An 18350-nucleotide genomic window follows, 5' to 3' on the forward strand; every position below is an offset into this window, starting at 1 on the left:
ATGAATTCCCTAATTTCCCTATATCATCCTTGGAATGGATTGTAATTTTCTCTGTCAAATCTCCCTTACTAATTTTATGTGCCGAGTCAGCTATTTTTCTTAATGGTCTTGTAATAGACTTTGTAATGAAATAAATTAATACACTACCAAATACAATAGCGATAGCAATGACAATCAAAGTCTTATAAAACACTGGATTCGCAGCTTGGGTAATTTCTTCGTCGAACATAACTCCAACTACTTTCCATCCTGTTTTCTCATTTGTTGCAAAGATTAAATTCTTTTTATCACCTTGTTCTGTATAAGACACATTTCCTTGTTTTTCTTCATAAATTGGTTTAATCCACGGATCAGTAACTTTTGCACCTGGTTTTCTAGATGGATGACTAACAATTTGCTTATTTTGATCTAGAATAACTGCATAACCTTTTTCACCAATGTTAATCATTTTGGAAATTTTTAAGATGTTATCTAAATTTAAGTTAATTCCTATAACACCTTTACCATCTTTTACTTCTTTAGCAATTGTCACTACCATATTTTTAGTAGATGCTGATTGATATGGTGCAGTAACAATTACTTTCCCTTTATTTTCATGTGCTTCTTTATACCAAGATCTATCTGTTGGATTATACCCATCAGCCATTTGGATAAATGGTTCTCTTATAAACTTTCCCGCCTGTGTTCCAATATAAATACCTTCTACTTCTGGATGAAGTTTTATATATTGCGCTAACTTCGTTCTTACTATTTCTTCTTGTCCGTTTTGATATGTATCCTCTGTTAAAATGTCTGCAAAGTACGCCGCATCAACAAATTTCTCTTCTATATTTTGAGAAATAACAGTATTTAAAACTGAAATATTTTCCTTTGCTTTACCTGTAATTTGTTGTTCAAAATTTGTTTTGGCAGTTTGATATGAAACACCACCGATAATAAGTCCTGGTATAGTTAAAATAAGAAAAAATGAAATGATTAATTTTTTCTTGATACTCATACATTTAACCCAGTTAAATATTTTTTGCATAATAAGCCTCCTTTATGTAATGTGAATACTTGTGTAATTTTATACAATTAACATATATAAAACAATATATAATGATAACATGTATTTTTTTTGTCAATTATGCATTTTTTCATATTCACTACTTCTAAAGATTTAATCATAAAAAATAAGAGAACTTCAGCTTATATAATAAGCTGAAGTTCTCTTATTTCTTGACAAAAAACACCCACAAAAACTCCTCTTACAGTTCCTTACATCTATTTCCTTACTAATTCATTTAGAGCTTTTCACATAACTAATCGCCTGACTCCCCATTTGCATCCATGCCTTTTCAAATTTTCCTCTCGGCACTTTTACATCTAGGCTATCCTCGAGAGGATCCCGAATATATACTAATTCTTCATCGTATCCAATCAGTACTACACAATGTTCATTATACGTAATAGAAACATCTCCGCTATTTGTTTCCCATGTAGTAAATTCATCTTCATCTAATGGCGCAAATGTTGCATTCGTAATCATAACTACCGGTTGTCCTGATTTTACACTCTTATAAAGTTCTTCTATACTCTTCCCTGTTAAGTCCACAGCTTTATTAGGTAAATACCTTCTCGCTAATTGAAAAAGTGGTCCGTGATATACACCATATCCAGATTCAGAAAAGGTATAAATATTTCCTACAAATCCTTCATTCGGATTCCCACGTACACCATCGTTCATAAAATCAACTTTCTTTATTTCATTTGCTAATTTCATCTTATCCACTGTAATGCCTGCATATTGTAACATCATCGCTAAGCTAGTCACTTCACAGCCTCTATCTAGCTCTGGTAATTGCTGAATTAAAGGTACATTCGATAAGATGACCTTTTCATCATTATTACTAAAATCTGCTTCTTTTCCGCTTTGTATATTGAAGAATGTTAACTTCTCCGCATACTTTGTAATACCATTTGTATATACATTCCATACTGCTATAGCTAGTAAAGCCATACATATATACCACTTCCATCTCCGTATCACTCTCACGCCCTTTTTAGTTCGTTAAATAAAAATAAAACGCGTCAGCATCCGTGCGAATCACCGGTACAAAATTTAGTTCTTTTCCTTTTTCAGGCTGATCTTTTTTAATTTTTTCTGCTAATTCTTGAACGTTCATATTCGTTTTATCCATATTAAGCTCATCTGCCATTTGTAACACTTTTTGTTCATTAATTTCGCTTAATACTTGATATATATCTTTACCATACAAATCAATATGATATTTTTTTGCTTCTTCCTGCACTTTTTGTTCGTACACTTCTTGCGCTAACGTTTCTATCTCTTTTCCTTTTTGTGAAATACCTAACTTCCCTGCTTCCTCTCTTACTTTCGTTCCATAGATTTCTTCCGCAATGTCCTCTATTTCTTTTCCATTTGTCGAAATGCCTAATTTATCCGCTTCATCGCTAATTTTAATCGTATTAATTTGAGTAATTAAATTTACAATCGTTGTATTCTCTATAGATATGCCTAGCTTTAACGCTTCTTGCTTCACTTTTGTTTCATAGATTTCTTCTGAAAGAGTTCCAACGTCTTTTCCTTCAATCGAAATTCCTAACTGTTCAGCTTCTCTTCCTACTTCCGTCTCATGAATTTCTTTTTCTAGCGTAATTTGTTCTTTCCCTTCTGTTTCAATACCTAGATTCTCCGCCTTTTCTTCTGTATGTACCGCATGTATCTTCCCATTATTTAATTGTTCTTTACTGCGCTGCGTGTAATTTGTCTTTCCTTTTGATGTTTCAGAAGGAGAGGCCCCCCCTAGTATGCTTAAGCTCATTACTCCAATAGTGAATACCGTCATCATTTTCTTTTTCAAAATTAATTCCTCCCTCTTACACTTTCTTTTCCATCATTCCCTATACATAATCGAAATAACATTATGATCGATATAATCTGCTCAAATACCTTTTTATAATCGCTTCTTCATGCAACGAACTTTCTGTATATAATACATGTTATAAATAGTTTCTTAACTTTCCCTTAAAAAAAGACGACCTTGTAAAAACAAGATCGTCTTCTCACTTATATTCTTTGGTTTTTAGGGAAATTCACTTCAAAACAAGTACCCTCTCCCCATTTGCTCTCTACTAATATTTTCCCATAATGCTTTTCTACAATCCAATTTGCGATTGAAAGGCCTAATCCCGCTCCTTCTGACGCACTTCTCGCTTTATCACCTTGATAAAAACGATCAAATAATTTTGGGATGTCCTCATCTTTAACCCCTATCCCGTCATCTTTCACCCGTATACGAATTGAGCTGCTCGTTTGCGTACAATCGATTTGAATATGTCCGCCCCCATTTGTATACTTCATCGCATTATCTAACAATATGACCATCATTTGATGAATTCTCTCTCTATCACCCATAAATGATATGTCATGTTCTACTTTCAATATCATCTCTTTTTCTTGATATGAAGCAATTTCCTTATATGGATCTACTATTTCTTCTAACAATATATCCATTTGAAATGTTTTCTTATCCATCTCAATTTGATTAGAATCCGAACGTGCTAACAATAATAAATTAGTTACAAGCTTAGATAACCGTCTACACTCCTTTGAAATCGTAGAAATATCCATCGCTTTTTCTTCTATTGTCGCAGATGGTGACTGAAATAACACATCCGTTTTTGATTGAATAACTGCAAGTGGTGTCCTTAATTCATGTGATGCATCCGAAACGAATTGCTGCTGTTTTTCCCACGAATTTTGAATGGGTATGAGTGCCCTACCGGCTAAGAAAAAGCCGATGCCTATTGCACATAAACTTCCTACACTACAACCAATAACAAGAATTAAAAATAAAGTATTTAACATTTCTTTTTCAGCTGTTATATCGCGTACAATTTGAACTATTTTTGTATCTTGTTGAAATGCAAACGTTCTAAAATATTGCCCTTGCACTTCTATATCTTGCAAAGTTCCTAATTTCTTTGGAGAAAACTTTTCCAAATTATCTTCAAAGATAAAACGGCGTTTGCCGTTTTCAATACCTATCTCCACTGTGTTTCCAAGCCAAGTTAACTCCGTTATCCTTGGATCCCCAATCGGAGGATATCCCCTAATTTTTTTAGGTAGTTTTTTATCATCTGAATTCTTTCTATGCTGAACAGATTTTCCTATCGATTTATCTACTTCATTATAAATACGATTATATGTGTATGAATAAATGATACTGCCTAATACACCTATTAAGATAATAAATACTAATGAATTCAATATAGTCAATCGAATGCGTGTTTTCTGAAACATGCTTCCCTTTTTCATTGTTCTTTTAATATATATCCAATACCTCGAACAGTTTGAATATCTTTCTGATAACCGAATGGCTCTAATTTTTTACGTAAATGATGTACATACACTTCTACAATTGCTACTGTCGTATCTGAATCAAATCCCCAAACACGATCAAAAATTTGTTCACGCATTAAAATCTTTCCGCTATTTTGAACAAGGTACTCTAGAAGCTCATATTGTTTTAATGTTAACTTCATGCTTTGTCCATCTACTTGAACGTCTTTATCTTTTCCGAACAGTTCAATCCCTTTATAACGAATAGTCTGCTTTGTTGTTAAACTACCGCTTCGTCGTAATAAAGCGCGAATTCTCGCTTTTAACTCTGGAGCCTGAAATGGCTTAACGATATAGTCATCCCCACCAAAGTCCAAGCCTTTCACGCGATCTTCTAAAGAATCTCTCGCTGTCAAAAATAGGACTGGTGTTTCAATCTTTTCATCACGTATTTTTTGAATTACTTCAAAACCGTCCATTTCTGGCATCATCACATCAAGCAAAATGGCGTCATATATATTTTGTAATGCTAGAAATAATCCATCTTCTCCATTCAATGCTGTATCTACTTCAAATTCATCGCGTAATATTTGGACAATAGACTCTAATAAAGAAGCATTATCTTCTACTACGAGTAAGCGCATATTCTCACCTTCCACCATATTGTTCAATTCTATTTATAATTACATTTTAACGTTTTTCTCAATATAAAATTTGAAAGATTTATTATAAAGATTCTTCCTTAAATTTTTCTTAATAAAAAATTGAAAGAAATAAGATTCCCCTTATCTCTTTCAACTTTTTACTACGTACACCTTTTTACTCGGCAATTCTAAACAATTTAATTGGCCACCATATACAGCACCGCCATCAATCCCTATAATACGATTACTCCCAAAATACACGCCGCAATTCTCACTACCATGAAACGTTTTTGTTTCCGTATGACCAAATACAACAACCTTTTCACCACTATACCCACTATGAAACTCATTACGTATCCACATTAACGTATATGGTTCACATTCCGAAACTCGCTTCAATGGCTCAACACCGGCATGTACAAATATATACTCTTCTGTTTCAATGTAATGATCTAATTCTTGAATAAATTTTACATGTTCCTCTAAAACATGCGATTGTAAAATTGGTTTTTGGAAAACTTCTTCATTAACCACAATATCTTCTTCTACAAAGCCATAGCTGTATAAAGTCTTATCTCCACCATTCCTTTTTACCCAATGATTCCATGAACGTTCCTCATCAGTCGTTAATGCCTTAATCATCATATCTTCATGATTGCCCTTTAGAATGAGGGCTCCCTCTTCTTTTAACTCTTTTACCTTTTCAATTACTGCACGCGCATTGGGACCACGATCTACATAATCCCCTAATAAAATCAATTGATCCTGTCTTGCATCATATTGAGCTTCTTCTAATAACTGTTCGAACTTTTCTATTTCTCCATGAATATCACTAATAACAAGAATTCTTTTCATATTATCCCCTTCTTTCTAAGCCACTCTCTTTCTAATTATAGTTTAAAACAACAGAAATTTCTGAATCCATATTCAAAATCACATTTATTACAAATAAAACGATTGTCCTTACAACAATGTAAGTCTCTTGTCATCCAATTCGATAGTTGCAAGTGCTATATTTCCTTATACTAAAAGTAAGAAATGAAACAAAAAACAAGGAGAGATGAGACATGAAAAAAGTGATGGAAGTTGTAGTAGCGGTGGCAGAGGTTTTCGTAAATGGCAAACAAGTTGCAATGGAGTTAAACAAATAATGAAAAGGACAAGATTCATTCTAGACCCTTTACTCATATAAAAGAGATAAGACTTCTTCATTTTTTTGATCCCTTATCTCCTTGAAAAAGCCGTATCCTTTTTCGGATACGGCTTTTTCTTATTTTTGACTCGTACGAGCTGAAATACTAATTGCTCTATCAGTTGCTTTGGCAGCTTCATCTAACGCTTCTTTACTATTCTTTCCGTCATACATTGCTTCTAATGCTTTTACAACTGCATCTCGTGATTCTGGGAATACATTAATTAATGCTCCTTGAGTTGCTGGAGATTGCTTCGTCGCTTGTAATTGTTCCACTGTTACTTTTAGCTGTGGATATTTTTCATATTGCTCTTTTACTAATGGTTCATTGTATGCATCTGGATTAATAGAGAAATAGCCTGTTGCAGTATGCCATTTTGCTTGTACGTCTGGCTTCGTTAAATATTTCATAAAGTCCCAAGCACCTTGTTGTGTTTCTTCTGAAACCATATTCGTCATCCATAATGATGCTCCGCCAATAACAACACCATTTTGTTTCGAATCCTCTGGATATGGAATATATGACACGCCTACATTAAACTTAGATGCATCAATTAAGTCGCGAACACCAGCTGAAGAATCTAAATACATAGCAACTTGTCCAGACTGGAACGCGGCACGAATATCATCCCAACTTGCTCCATATTTTCCAAGTGCGCCAGCTTTATTTAAATCATCTAACATTCCAAATACTTTCTGTCCTTCTTTATCGTTAAATACCGCCTTCTTTGCAGCATCTTTGCGACCGTTTTCGTTATCTACATATAAAGCACCTTGTGTCGCTAACAATTCTTCAAAGAACCAACCATAATTCAGCATGGAGAATCCATATTGTTTTACATTTCCGCCTTCTTTAATCGTTAACTTTTTCGCTGCTTCTTGTAATTCCGCATACGTTTTCGGAGCTTTTTCTGGATCTAAGCCCGCCTTTGCGAAAGCATCTTTATTATAAATTAGTACTGGTGTAGATGAATTAAATGGCATAGAATACATTTTTCCATCAACTGAATAATAATTTGTAATTGCTTTTTCCAACTTTGAGGTGTCGTACTTATCTTTTTTTATCCAACTATCAATTGGCGTAATCTTTTTGCTATCAATCATATATTTTGTTGTAATTTCACTCGACTGAACAAGAGCTGGCGCTTCTTTCGTAGCAGACATCGTTCTAAATTTCGTTAAAGACTCTTCATATGTCCCTTGGAACTCTGCCTTTATCTCGTATTTATTCTGTGACTTATTATAGTCTGCAACAAGCCCATCTAGTACGCCTTGTGTTTTTCCACCCATCGCATGCCAAAAACGAATTACAGTCTTATCACCATTTTTTTCAACTGGTGCTACTTTTGCCTGCGCTTCAGATTTCCCCTCCGTTTTACTACTTGAACAAGCGGCACTAGATAATGCCATTGTTGCTGCCATTAATAGAGCAGCACCTTTTTTAACTAAACTCATTTTAATCTCACCTTCTCTTGGTTATTTAATTGCACCTTTTGTTAATCCTTGTTGTAATTGCTTTTGCCCTACAAATAGTAAAATCAGTGTTGGAATGACAATAACCGTAACACCGGCCATTACGCTTCCCCAATCAGTTGCAACTTCTTGAGACTGAAGCTGCTTTACACCAATTTGAACTGTTCTTACTTTTTCATCAGTGGTCACTAAGAGTGGCCATAAGTACATATTCCATGTTGTTAAAAAACTATATACTCCAAGCGTAATAAAACTCGTTTTACAATACGGAATTACGACGCTAAATAAAAACCTTACATTTCCAATCCCTTCAATAAAAGCTGCTTCTTTCAGTTCATTCGGAAGCGTCATAAAATGTTGACGTAACAAGAAAATACCGAAAGCTGTTGCAAAAAACGGCACTGTCATCCCAGCAAAGCTATTGATCCAACCGAAGTTTTGAATCGTTAAAAAGTTCGGTACCATCGTTGCTTCCCACGGAATAAGCATCGTTGAAATAAACAGGAAGAAAATAAGGTTTCTTCCTTTAAACTGTAAAAAGACAAAAGCATAAGCCGCTAAGCTTGATACGATAAGTTGTCCAATCATAACGACTGTCGATACAACTAAACTGTTGTACAAGTATGTCAAAAGCGGTACTTTTTGAAAAATATTAATAAAATTATCGAAAGTAAATTGGGTCGGAAATAGCCTTCTCATTTGAATATCATCTGGTGTCATAAAGCTTATTAAAAACGCATAGAGTACAGGAAAAAACACCATTACTACACTAATAATGAGCAGCATATATAATAGGAAATTTTGTTTCCACTGTTTAACGATCATTTATAATGCACCTTTCTCTCAGCAAACTTAAATTGAAGTAATGTAGCAATGAAAATGAAAACAAATAATATCATCGCTTGTGCACTTGCTGTTCCAAATTGATGATTCACAAACGCCTCTTTATAAATCGAGTACACAATTAAATTTGTTGCATCATTTGGTCCACCGTGCGTTAAAATATCAATTTGTCCAAAGCTTTGGAACGCACTAATTAACGTTACTGTCACGATAAAGAATAAAGTTGGTGATAGCATCGGTAATGTAACACGGCGAAGCTTATATAAATAGCTAGCGCCATCTATAGATGCACTCTCATATAAAGACGTATCAATATTTTGTAAACCACCTAATATAACTAAAAATGCAAATCCTGTATTCACCCAAACCGTTGTAACCGATACAGAGAACAATGCCCAATCTGGACTCGTTAACCATGCGATTGCAGGTAGATTCATAGAGGCTAATATATTATTAAATAACCCGACACTTGGATGAAATAAAAATAGCCAAATCACCGCACTAGCAGCTACTGATATTCCCATAGTGGAAGAAAATAACACACGGAATAACCCAATACCTCTTACTTTTCCATTTGCAATCAATGCAAGAAATAAAGCGAATATAATACTCGTAGGCACTGTATATACAACAAATAATAAAGTTGACTTTATGCTTTTGTAGAAAGCAGGATCAGAAAATAAGTATTGATAATTTTCTAAGCCAACAAAAAGATTAGCTTCTCCGTGTATATCTGTTAAATAAAAGCTATAGTAAATCGTCCTAAATAATGGATAAAAAAGAAAAATCGAAAATAGTAAAATAGATGGCGCCAAAAATAATAATCCTATTCTTAAATCTTTCGTTTTACTCCATAAACTCTTCTTTTTTGACACTTTTGCTTGTGCTGGTAACTTGCCTACCTCAATCATTATTTCGCCACCACTTTCAACTCTTCTTCAGCTACCACTTTTAATCGTTCATTCGTATTTTGGTGAAAGAAGCATAACTTATCTTGCGAGAATAATAATTTTACTTTGTCACCTTTGTTCAGGAGTAGCTGTCCAATGACTTTTGCACTCCAAGTTATTCCATTTACCGCGAAATTTAATATAGATTCGTTCCCTAATACTTCTACAGATTGTAACGTGACTTCTTGCCCTTCCCCAGACAGTTCAATATGTTCAGGACGCATGCCTATTCGAATTGTTCCTTCTGGTAATTGCTTTAACAGTCCATTAGATAATGGAATTTGCAATTGCCCTATATGTAATACACCTTTTTCTTTGTCCATTTCTCCATCATTTATATTCATCGAAGGAGACCCTATAAAGCTTGCAACAAATTCATTCGCTGGTTCGTTATATATATCAAGCGGTGTTCCAACTTGCTGTATGCTTCCTTTATTTAAGACCATGATACGATCTCCCATAGTCATCGCTTCTATTTGATCGTGAGTAACGTAAATCATTGTAATTCCTAACCGTTGCTGAATTTCTCTAATTTCAATCCTCATTTGCGCACGTAATTTCGCATCTAAATTCGAAAGTGGTTCATCCATTAAACAAATTGGTGCTTGACTCACGATCGCCCTAGCAAGCGCAACACGCTGTCTTTGTCCCCCTGATAATTGTCCTGGCTTCATTTTTACATACTCTTTCAGTCCTACCATTTCAATTGCTTCCATTAATCGCTTTTGTCGCTCTTCTTTTTGTACTTTTCTTACCTTAAGTCCGAATAAAATGTTTTCTTCTACAGATAAGTGTGGATATAGCGCATAATTTTGAAATACCATTGATAGATTACGGTCTTTCGGCTCTAAATCATTTGCAACATGTTCATTAATAATTAAGTCCCCCGAAGAAATCTCTTCTAAGCCAGCAATCATTCGTAATAGTGTACTTTTCCCACATCCTGAAGGTCCAACTAAAACAAAAAACTCGCCCTTTTTAATGTGAACCGATACACCTTTAACTGCTGTCTCTTCCGCATTTTTATACACCTTTGAAACATTTTTCAATTCAATCACAAGATTGCACTCCTTTTTTCTTCGTGTATCCATACTTCATAATGACTCGTTGAAATTGCACTTGCTCCTGCACGAATAGCAATTTCCGCATCTTCTCGTGTTTGAATCAGTCCGCCTGCAATAATAGGAAATTCTATTTCTTCTGCTAACTGCTTAATAATGGAAGGCATAATACCAGGCATAATCTCTACCGCATTCGGTTTAGTCGTTTTACAATTCTCAATTGATTTTGTAAGAGATAAAGTATCAACAATAAAAATGCGTTGAATCGTTTTTAATCCAATTTTATTAGCATTTCGAATTGTCGAACCTTTTGTTGAAATAATACCCTGCGCCCCGATAACATCTTGAATATACAAAAGAGCTTCCTCTGTATTTGTATTTAAACCTTGTATAAAATCACAATGAAGAAATACATCATGTCCATGCTTCTGTAATTCATATACACGCTCTGGTAACTCCAGCATTGAACCAGTCATAAGAAAAACTGTTTTCGGTAATTTTTTGTATGTTTTGTACCCTTTCCAATCTTTTATCATCGCGATATAAGGTTCTTTAAACATTCGTTCCACCTAGCTTTTCTATTTTTATCCAAACTAAAAACACCTACTTACATAGAACACCTTTCTCCTTATTTGAACTCTAGGAAATAGAGCACACCTAAGAAAGTGGCACGTTATATGTAAGCGGGTGTTCTCAAATGTTCTCTACCCTAGTTATTCTGTTACCTTTACTATATTACGCATTTATTAAGTCAGTTTTGATAGATTGTTAATTAGATGTTAATCGAATGTTAATATTCACCATATTTTTTTAACAATAATCTAAATATACGAATGAACCCCAACAGCAAACAACTATTTTCAAAATTTAAGTGATATGCAAATTCATTCCATAGTTAATCAGTTTTAGTTTTCTCGCAACTGCTTGTGAAGCATAATTATCCCAAGAAGTACTATAAAGTGGAATGCGTTTTTCTTCTTGTATCGATATCGCCCATGCTGTAACAACATCAGTACCATATCCATTCCCTTGAAACTCCGCTAAAGTTTCCACACTCGCCTCAGCAGCTAGAGGCGTACTCCTAGCACTGCAACATATAGAAACTACCTTTTCATTTTTTACAATTGCAAAGTAAGGTTGCCTCCATTCCATCTGTTCTATTAGATTAGGAAAATTTTCTCGCAAAAGCCCTTTATTCTTCTCTGTTATCTGTATTGCTCTAGTTGGCTTATGTAAATTATTCGAGAACATGAAAGCAGGGCCCATCCAAATATTTTTCACTGTTCTTTCTTCATTTAATACATCAATGATCTTTGCTATCTCTATATGATTTGAAGGTTCTCGAATTAATTTCTCAATCTTACCTACCGTTCCATCATCCAGATCACAATGATATCTCGTTATACTCCCTTCACGAGTTCTGCCAAGAAAAAAGCGTGGTGCTTTCGGATTCCCTTGTTCATTTACATATTTCATTTTTCCTACTTGATTATGAACAAATAAAACCTCTACCTGAATTGCTATTAAATCAAGTTCTGAAAGCCTCATTTATATCCTCCTTAGTTACTCCATATACCATTCATAATCTATTTTTCATGCACAAAACAAAAATCCCATTCAAATACACATTACTGAATCCATCATACTAAATGACTTCTTCATTCTGTCTATCTAAATGAGATTATTTCGTACTTTTTATTTCTTTATCTTGTTATTCCACTGGTTGTGGTTGTGGCTGTACGACTTCATTCGCTCCAGCTAACCTCAACATATTTGCAATATCTTTAAAACCTCTTTTTTCAGCATATTGCAGTGGCGTAATATTTTCCTTATTGGCCATATTTACATCTGCCCCGTGGTCAATAAGCATTTGAATTACTTTCTTATGATTTTCACTACCATTTCCTAATACGATTGCTTCTACTAAAGCCGTTCCACCACGAGCATTTCTATAATTCACATCAATATCTGTATGCTCTAACAATTCTTTTACAACCTCTATATGGCCACGTTCAGATGCAGAAATGAGTGCTGTTCCACCTGATTTAGTAATTTCTTTCGTATTAACCCCTGCATTAATTAGTAGCTTTACAATGTCTGTATATCCTTCTCTACTTGCATAAAGAAATGGATTACTTTGTTTCTCATCTTTACTTTCAATATTAGCACCTGCACCAATTAATGCTTTAACTGTCTCTACATGATTTTGATACGTTGCTGCAAGGATAGGAGTTTCTCCGTTGTCACCTTCTACGTTTATATTGGCTCCATCTTGAATCAGCTTCATAGCTGTTTCCGTGTCGCCAAGAGTCGCAGAAAGTAGCAACTGTTTGTCCATTAAATTTATACTTTTTTCTTCTTTAGGTTCTTCCTGTTCTTTATGCTTTTCTTTTTTCTTTTCGTTTTTCACATGAACCGGTTTCGATTCTGGCTCCTCTTGCTTATCGCAAGCCACTACCGTCATTAAAAGTCCTAATAACATACATAATAAAATTTTTTGTTTTCTCACAACTACAGCTCCTATGAAAGATAATGTTTTCTTAACCATTCCTCCATCACATACAATAACTCTTCTTGAGTACATTTATCCATAAGCCCTTTATATTCCTTCTTTAATCGGATTATCTTAAAACCTATACTATGTTTCTCAACCTATTGGAATGATGTGCCTGATGGCCTCATCATTAACATTATGAAGCAATTAGTTTAGCACGATTTTACCGCATTTGTATACATTTCTAAAAAGTACATAAATGATTGCTTTAGGTTACTATATTCCATTGTAACCGTTCTTCTAAAAATTTTACACCTTTTCTATATTTGCACCTGAGTAATAATAAAAAAAGACAACTATATAGTTGTCCTTTTCTATTATTAATGATGTCCACCGTGATTTCCTTTTTTCGGGTTCCCCATCATTTCTTTATTCATTTCCCATTTATGCTCTGCTAGCTCTTTATATGAAAGAACTTTCCCTTTATAGTTAGACACAAAGCTTTCTGCATCCTTTTTATTTTCAAATGAAATGACATTATAGGCCATCGGTGTCTTTATTGTTTTATCATATACGTAAGTCGCATCTTCTAATGAAATCCACTCTTTCGAATCATAATCTCGAACAAATTTTTCTTTCGTCTTTTCACCTGGATTAATCTCCATCCATTTATACATACAACCGATATCATCAAACTTTAACGCTTTTCCATTTTCTAAAATGACTTCTGTTGCAAATTGATTATCCATTACCCCAATTTGGCAAATATCACACTTATCATGTTTCTCATCAATTGCTACAGCCTCTGCTTGTTTCTTACCACATCCTACTATTGTAAAGACAAAGAATAAGCATATAGCAAACATCACATACTTTGTTCTCATTTTATTTCCTCCCTAACCGCATCTTCCACAAAGAGAATATCAAAAACTTGTGTGAGATTTGTGAAAAAACAATGTACTTTTTGTAATATATGGAACAAAAAAGATGTGCAGTCATTTCTACACATCTCTCATCATTCACAACCTGTAATTAATAAATCATCTTCTAACTTAACTAATAATATATCTGTATTAATTTGTTGCCCAACAACTACATTTACTAATCTTATATTTCCACTAATACCGACCGCAACTTTTTCAAGCTCACCGTTATTTTTTCGGATCATCATTAAATTTTCCCACTCATATACGTAAGAAGATTCATTAACAAAAATCTCTTCTACTTTTCCTTCATAAGAACTATAAATCTCTTCAATTCTCGTTTTCATATAAAATCTACTCCCTATTTCACACTTCAATATTTTCATCTTATTCTACCATTCTTACGGAGAGCAGCTTACTTTTTAAAAATTCAAATTAACTACCGTGAACAAAATGACCAAAATAAAAATTATGCTTCTAATGATGTTATTTTTCAAATTATTTACCATTTGAATGAATGCTTTTATGATAAATAAAAAACACTTTTTTCTGAATTTTCATTACATTTTGAAAGCGCAATCATTTTTGAGGGGGAGATTACATGTTAGCACTACTTGGATTTGCGATGGTATTTGTCTTTATGTTTTTAATTATGACGAAACGTATGTCGGCACTAGTAGCATTAATATTAATTCCAATTACTTTCGCATTAATTGGTGGTTTTTATGCAAATATGGGACCTATGATGTTAGAAGGAATTCAAAAACTAGCACCTACTGGTATTATGCTTATGTTTGCTATTTTGTATTTTGGAATTATGATTGATAGCGGTTTATTCGATCCTGTCATTAGTAGGATTTTAAAATTTGTAAAAGGAGATCCTTTAAAAATTGTTGTTGGTACAGCGATTCTTACTATTATCGTTTCATTAGATGGGGATGGAACAACAACGTATATGATTACGGTTTCCGCAATGTACCCATTATATAAACGCCTTGGAATGAATCCACTTATATTAGCTGGGGTTGTTATGTTAGGAGCAGGAGTGACAAATCTTACACCATGGGGCGGACCGACAGCTCGGGTTATGAGTGCTCTTGGACTAGACGCATCAGAGCTCTTTACACCACTTATACCAGGAATGATTGCTGGTGCAATTTGGGTCGTTTTCGTTGCTTACTATCTTGGAAAAAAGGAAAGAAAACGATTAGGAATTATGGATGTACAATATTTAAAACAAATGCAAACGATGGATGAGCAAGCTGCAACAGTAGAAGCTGCCGTTCATAAACGCCCTAAACTTCTATGGATTAACTTTTTATTAACTGTTACCTTACTTGTTTGTCTCATACTAGAAGTTATGCCGTTACCTGTTTTATTTACAATCGCTTTCGCTATTGCTGTTATGCTTAACTATCCAAACTTAGAACAACAGAAAGAACGTATTGCTTCTCACGCAGGAAACGTATTAGCGGTTGTTTCTCTCGTATTTGCCGCTGGAATTTTCACTGGTATTTTATCAGGAACAAAAATGGTAGATGCAATGGCTCAAAGTGTAGTTACTCTTATACCTGACGCTCTTGGGCCACAACTACCGATTATTACAGCTCTTCTTAGTATGCCGTTCACATTTTTCATGTCCAATGATGCATTTTACTTCGGGGTACTACCTATTTTAACGAAAGCTGCGGCTGCTTACGGAATTAGTGCAGCTGAAATGGGACGCGCTTCATTACTCGGGCAACCTGTTCACTTATTAAGTCCTCTTGTCGCTTCCACTTATTTATTAGTCGGAATGGCCAAAGTTGATTTTGGTGAACATCAACGCTTTACGTTACTTTGGGCTGTTGGAACGACAATGGTGATGTTAATTACGGGAATTGTAATCGGAATTATTCCAATATAAGACGTAAAAAACAGTAGAAGAAATGTAATTCTCTACTGTTTTTTTGTTATGAAGAAACAAGAAAATACCTTCTTTCTGGTCTCCCTACACTCCCATATATAAGCTCCGCATGAACTTTCTTTCCAGATATTAAATACTCTAAATAGCGCCTCGCTGTTGATCGGCTTACCCCAACCATTGAGCTTAACACTTCTGCCGTAATACCTTCTTCATCAACTGTTAACATATGCTTTTTTATTTTTGCTAAAGTTAAAGGATCTATCCCTTTCGGGGCATATTCTATTTCATTTCCCTTTACGCCTCTTTGAGACCATAAATGTTCAATTTGCTCTATAGATAATTGATTAGTTTTCTTTAACTGCACAATCTTTTTTTGGTAACTTTCCAAACTCGCCCTAAATCGATCAAACATAAGTGGCTTTACGATATAATCTGTTACTCCGCCTCGTAGAGCGTGCCTCACCACATCTGTTTCCGATGCAGCTGTAATCATAATAATATCTGTATCATGCAAATTATGCCTAATATATGTGACAAGTTCCGTTCCTTGCATGTCAGGTAAGTACACGTCTAATAAAACGAGTTGTGGCTTCACAAACTCTAGCCATTCTTTCGCTTGTTCTCCAGTCGTTGCTGTTCCAATTACTTTAAATCCCTCAATCTTTTCAGTAAAACGACGATGAATGTCCGCAATTCGAATATCATCTTCTACAATCAATACTTCAATCTCCTCACCCATTACAATTCGCCTCTCTCTTTTGGTAATGCAATAATAAATAATGCACCACCTAAATCCCCTTTTTCGATTGCAATACTTCCATTTAAATCTTCTACTAACTCTTTCACTTTTGCTAATCCATATCCTCGTTTCCCGCCTTCTTTCGTAGAGAAGCCTTTATAAAATATGCTAGTAATGACTTCATCATGAATCCCTTGTCCTGAATCTTCCACTTCAATTACTATCTCTTCTCCAATATCAGTTACAAACATCCTTACCTTCTTATCATTCTCTTCATTTCTTTCAATTGCTTCAAATGCATTCGTAATTAAATTTCCTAAAATAGAAACGACGTAATTACTCTCAATATGCGGGCTTAATTTATCTAAGCTACTTTCTCGATCTAGCATAAAATCAATCTTTAACTCTCGCGCTCTATTATAGAATCCAATTAAAATTCCACCTAACCATGGATTTTGAATTCGCTTCATAATAAATTGAACAAAATCTTGATATACCGCTGTTTCCTTATGAATAAGCTCTAAAGCATCTTCATATGATTCTAACTGGATAAGACCTGAAAGCGTATACAACAAATTGTTATATTCATGCGTTTGCGCTCGTAATGCCTCTGTATATTGCTTCGTCTGAGATAACTCTGCTGTTAACTGATCCATTTCAGATTTCAAACGTAAGCTCGATACAACGCCAGTTACTTTATTTTTCACTTTAATAGGTAGACGGTTCGCAATAACAGCCTGCCCTTTTATATTTAATTGACGATCAAACTGTTCTTCACCAGTTTGAAGTACATCTAGTATCGTTGAATTAGGAATTACATTTAAAATAAATTCTCCAATAATATTACGCTGTTCATCTAACGAAAGAATATCATAAGCCGCTTGATTGACTAAACTAATCATGCCATTGTGATCAATGACAATAATCCCTTCACGTACAGATTGAATCACTGTACTATGCTCTTCATATAAAGATGAAATTTCTTCTGGCTCCATCCCAAACATCCTTCTTTTTATACTTCCGGCTAAATATATAGAACCAATTATCCCGATTAAAAGACCTATTACTGTAATCCAAAATACACGCTTTCCATATACTTCTACCGCTCCATGAATATCATTCATTGAAAATCCAACAGACACCACGCCTATAATTTCATTTTCCTGATTACGGATTGGAACTTTGCCGCGTAATGAAGGACCTAATGATCCAGTTGCTTTCGAAATATAAGATTTTCCTTCTAATAGAACTCCTTTATTATCTCCACCAACCATTGCTTCTCCTATTTTATCTCGCTTAGGATGTGCATATCGAATCCCCTCTTTGTTTCCAACTACAATAAAATCAGCATCTGTATCAATTCGAATTTTTTCTGCAATTGGCTGAATAATAGAAGCTGGATTTTCTTTTTGAAAAGCTTCCGTTATTTCAGGTATAGCAGCAACTGTTTTTGCAACATGCAAAGCCCGTTTACCAATTTGCTCTTCTACCGTTTCAGACAATATATAATAAAATAAATAACTCGTTAACAGAAGTACAACTAGAATAAGTGTACTAATTGTTAATGTAATTCTCGGTTGTAGTTTTAATTTTTTAAGCCTCAAAACCATTCCCCTAACATAATTAAAGATAGAATTTAACGAAAATACAGTCTTTTATAATTTTACCTAATCATAACACGGTTACTCTATATTTCTTTATTTTTATCTTCATAAACTGAAACTTTAATCAACCCACAAATAGCGGGATAAAAAAAGAAACGAGGTACAATTACTACCTC

17 protein-coding genes and 1 pseudogene are annotated in these 18350 nt (G+C 34.3%); 1 reads left to right on the forward strand and 17 read right to left on the reverse strand.

Going from position 1 to position 18350, the window contains the following annotated elements; all coding sequences use genetic code 11:
• Window positions 1–31: 31 nt before the first annotated feature.
• From MNO09_RS31125 to MNO09_RS28125, 15 genes and pseudogenes are all read right to left on the reverse strand, one after another.
• A pseudogene (locus tag MNO09_RS31125) lies at window positions 32–1027 on the reverse strand (HAMP domain-containing protein); the annotation flags it as partial.
• Between the two features lie 252 nt (window positions 1028–1279).
• The gene (locus MNO09_RS28060) at window positions 1280–2029 is read right to left on the reverse strand and encodes a C39 family peptidase (RefSeq protein WP_122950840.1); all 750 of its coding nucleotides are present in this window, start codon (window positions 2027–2029) and stop codon (window positions 1280–1282) included.
• Window positions 2030–2042: 13 nt separating this feature from the next.
• Window positions 2043–2864, reverse strand: a complete 822-nt coding sequence (locus MNO09_RS28065; protein ID WP_000728597.1) for a hypothetical protein — start codon at window positions 2862–2864, stop codon at window positions 2043–2045.
• Between the two features lie 206 nt (window positions 2865–3070).
• A complete protein-coding gene (locus MNO09_RS28070; RefSeq protein WP_050552148.1) occupies window positions 3071–4321 on the reverse strand; it encodes a sensor histidine kinase in 1251 nt (416 codons plus the stop codon).
• Complete coding sequence (locus MNO09_RS28075; protein ID WP_001238626.1) at window positions 4318–4989, reverse strand: response regulator transcription factor; 672 nt, start codon at window positions 4987–4989, stop codon at window positions 4318–4320. Before MNO09_RS28075 ends, MNO09_RS28070 begins: the two co-directional genes overlap by 4 nt.
• 150 nt (window positions 4990–5139) lie before the next feature.
• Entirely contained in the window at window positions 5140–5844 is a 705-nt protein-coding gene (locus MNO09_RS28080; RefSeq protein WP_000821980.1) for a metallophosphoesterase family protein, read from the reverse strand.
• Between the two features lie 415 nt (window positions 5845–6259).
• Window positions 6260–7636: an ABC transporter substrate-binding protein gene (locus MNO09_RS28085; protein WP_000060582.1), complete on the reverse strand. Its 1377-nt coding sequence runs from the start codon at window positions 7634–7636 to the stop codon at window positions 6260–6262.
• Window positions 7637–7657: 21 nt separating this feature from the next.
• Complete coding sequence (locus tag MNO09_RS28090) at window positions 7658–8479, reverse strand: carbohydrate ABC transporter permease (protein WP_000635957.1); 822 nt, start codon at window positions 8477–8479, stop codon at window positions 7658–7660.
• The gene (locus MNO09_RS28095) at window positions 8476–9408 is read right to left on the reverse strand and encodes a carbohydrate ABC transporter permease (protein ID WP_000573568.1); all 933 of its coding nucleotides are present in this window, start codon (window positions 9406–9408) and stop codon (window positions 8476–8478) included. The genes MNO09_RS28090 and MNO09_RS28095 overlap by 4 nt, the downstream gene beginning before the upstream one ends.
• Complete coding sequence (locus MNO09_RS28100) at window positions 9408–10505, reverse strand: ABC transporter ATP-binding protein (RefSeq protein ID WP_000571376.1); 1098 nt, start codon at window positions 10503–10505, stop codon at window positions 9408–9410. The genes MNO09_RS28095 and MNO09_RS28100 overlap by 1 nt, the downstream gene beginning before the upstream one ends.
• A complete protein-coding gene (locus MNO09_RS28105) occupies window positions 10502–11068 on the reverse strand; it encodes a glycerol-3-phosphate responsive antiterminator (RefSeq protein WP_000472007.1) in 567 nt (188 codons plus the stop codon). The genes MNO09_RS28100 and MNO09_RS28105 overlap by 4 nt, the downstream gene beginning before the upstream one ends.
• A 307-nt stretch (window positions 11069–11375) precedes the next feature.
• Window positions 11376–12056 carry a GNAT family N-acetyltransferase gene (locus tag MNO09_RS28110; protein ID WP_001239733.1) on the reverse strand — a complete coding sequence of 227 codons (681 nt, stop codon included), beginning with the start codon at window positions 12054–12056 and terminating at the stop codon, window positions 11376–11378.
• Between the two features lie 163 nt (window positions 12057–12219).
• A complete protein-coding gene (locus MNO09_RS28115; protein ID WP_000287346.1) occupies window positions 12220–13092 on the reverse strand; it encodes an ankyrin repeat domain-containing protein in 873 nt (290 codons plus the stop codon).
• A 290-nt stretch (window positions 13093–13382) separates the two neighbouring features.
• Window positions 13383–13886, reverse strand: a complete 504-nt coding sequence (locus MNO09_RS28120; RefSeq protein WP_001259400.1) for a nitrous oxide reductase accessory protein NosL — start codon at window positions 13884–13886, stop codon at window positions 13383–13385.
• Between the two features lie 131 nt (window positions 13887–14017).
• Window positions 14018–14272, reverse strand: a complete 255-nt coding sequence (locus MNO09_RS28125) for a hypothetical protein (protein WP_000857382.1) — start codon at window positions 14270–14272, stop codon at window positions 14018–14020.
• A gap of 254 nt (window positions 14273–14526) precedes the next feature.
• Here MNO09_RS28125 and MNO09_RS28130 point away from each other — a divergent pair, with 254 nt between their 5' ends.
• Complete coding sequence (locus MNO09_RS28130; protein ID WP_000880452.1) at window positions 14527–15831, forward strand: CitMHS family transporter; 1305 nt, start codon at window positions 14527–14529, stop codon at window positions 15829–15831.
• 46 nt (window positions 15832–15877) lie between these two features.
• On the opposite strand, the gene MNO09_RS28135 is transcribed toward MNO09_RS28130, so the two are convergent.
• Together MNO09_RS28135 and MNO09_RS28140 are read right to left on the reverse strand one after the other, a co-directional pair.
• On the reverse strand, window positions 15878–16570 hold the full coding sequence (locus tag MNO09_RS28135; RefSeq protein WP_000503457.1) for a response regulator: 693 nt from the start codon (window positions 16568–16570) through the stop codon (window positions 15878–15880).
• Window positions 16570–18180, reverse strand: coding sequence for an ATP-binding protein (locus MNO09_RS28140; protein ID WP_088106817.1), 1611 nt, complete (start codon window positions 18178–18180; stop codon window positions 16570–16572). The genes MNO09_RS28135 and MNO09_RS28140 overlap by 1 nt, the downstream gene beginning before the upstream one ends.
• Between the last annotated feature and the right edge of the window lie 170 nt (window positions 18181–18350).

The organism is Bacillus sp. N5-665, from assembly GCF_022637375.2.
GTDB lineage: Bacteria > Bacillota > Bacilli > Bacillales > Bacillaceae_G > Bacillus_A > Bacillus_A wiedmannii.

What these genes read in the sequence shown, in the direction of transcription:
- MNO09_RS28080 (WP_000821980.1), bottom strand. Translation starts at nt 5,844, where the DNA reads ATGAAAAGAATTCTTGTTATTAGTGATATTCATGGAGAAATAGAAAAG.
- MNO09_RS28120 (WP_001259400.1), bottom strand. Translation starts at nt 13,886, where the DNA reads ATGAGAACAAAGTATGTGATGTTTGCTATATGCTTATTCTTTGTCTTT.
- MNO09_RS28105 (WP_000472007.1), bottom strand. Translation starts at nt 11,068, where the DNA reads ATGTTTAAAGAACCTTATATCGCGATGATAAAAGATTGGAAAGGGTAC.
- MNO09_RS28140 (WP_088106817.1), bottom strand. Translation starts at nt 18,180, where the DNA reads ATGGTTTTGAGGCTTAAAAAATTAAAACTACAACCGAGAATTACATTA.
- MNO09_RS28095 (WP_000573568.1), bottom strand. Translation starts at nt 9,408, where the DNA reads ATGATTGAGGTAGGCAAGTTACCAGCACAAGCAAAAGTGTCAAAAAAG.
- MNO09_RS28075 (WP_001238626.1), bottom strand. Translation starts at nt 4,989, where the DNA reads ATGCGCTTACTCGTAGTAGAAGATAATGCTTCTTTATTAGAGTCTATT.
- MNO09_RS28085 (WP_000060582.1), bottom strand. Translation starts at nt 7,636, where the DNA reads ATGAGTTTAGTTAAAAAAGGTGCTGCTCTATTAATGGCAGCAACAATG.
- MNO09_RS28130 (WP_000880452.1), top strand. Translation starts at nt 14,527, where the DNA reads ATGTTAGCACTACTTGGATTTGCGATGGTATTTGTCTTTATGTTTTTA.
- MNO09_RS28090 (WP_000635957.1), bottom strand. Translation starts at nt 8,479, where the DNA reads ATGATCGTTAAACAGTGGAAACAAAATTTCCTATTATATATGCTGCTC.
- MNO09_RS28070 (WP_050552148.1), bottom strand. Translation starts at nt 4,321, where the DNA reads ATGAAAAAGGGAAGCATGTTTCAGAAAACACGCATTCGATTGACTATA.
- MNO09_RS28125 (WP_000857382.1), bottom strand. Translation starts at nt 14,272, where the DNA reads ATGAAAACGAGAATTGAAGAGATTTATAGTTCTTATGAAGGAAAAGTA.
- MNO09_RS28115 (WP_000287346.1), bottom strand. Translation starts at nt 13,092, where the DNA reads ATGTACTCAAGAAGAGTTATTGTATGTGATGGAGGAATGGTTAAGAAA.
- MNO09_RS28135 (WP_000503457.1), bottom strand. Translation starts at nt 16,570, where the DNA reads ATGGGTGAGGAGATTGAAGTATTGATTGTAGAAGATGATATTCGAATT.
- MNO09_RS28110 (WP_001239733.1), bottom strand. Translation starts at nt 12,056, where the DNA reads ATGAGGCTTTCAGAACTTGATTTAATAGCAATTCAGGTAGAGGTTTTA.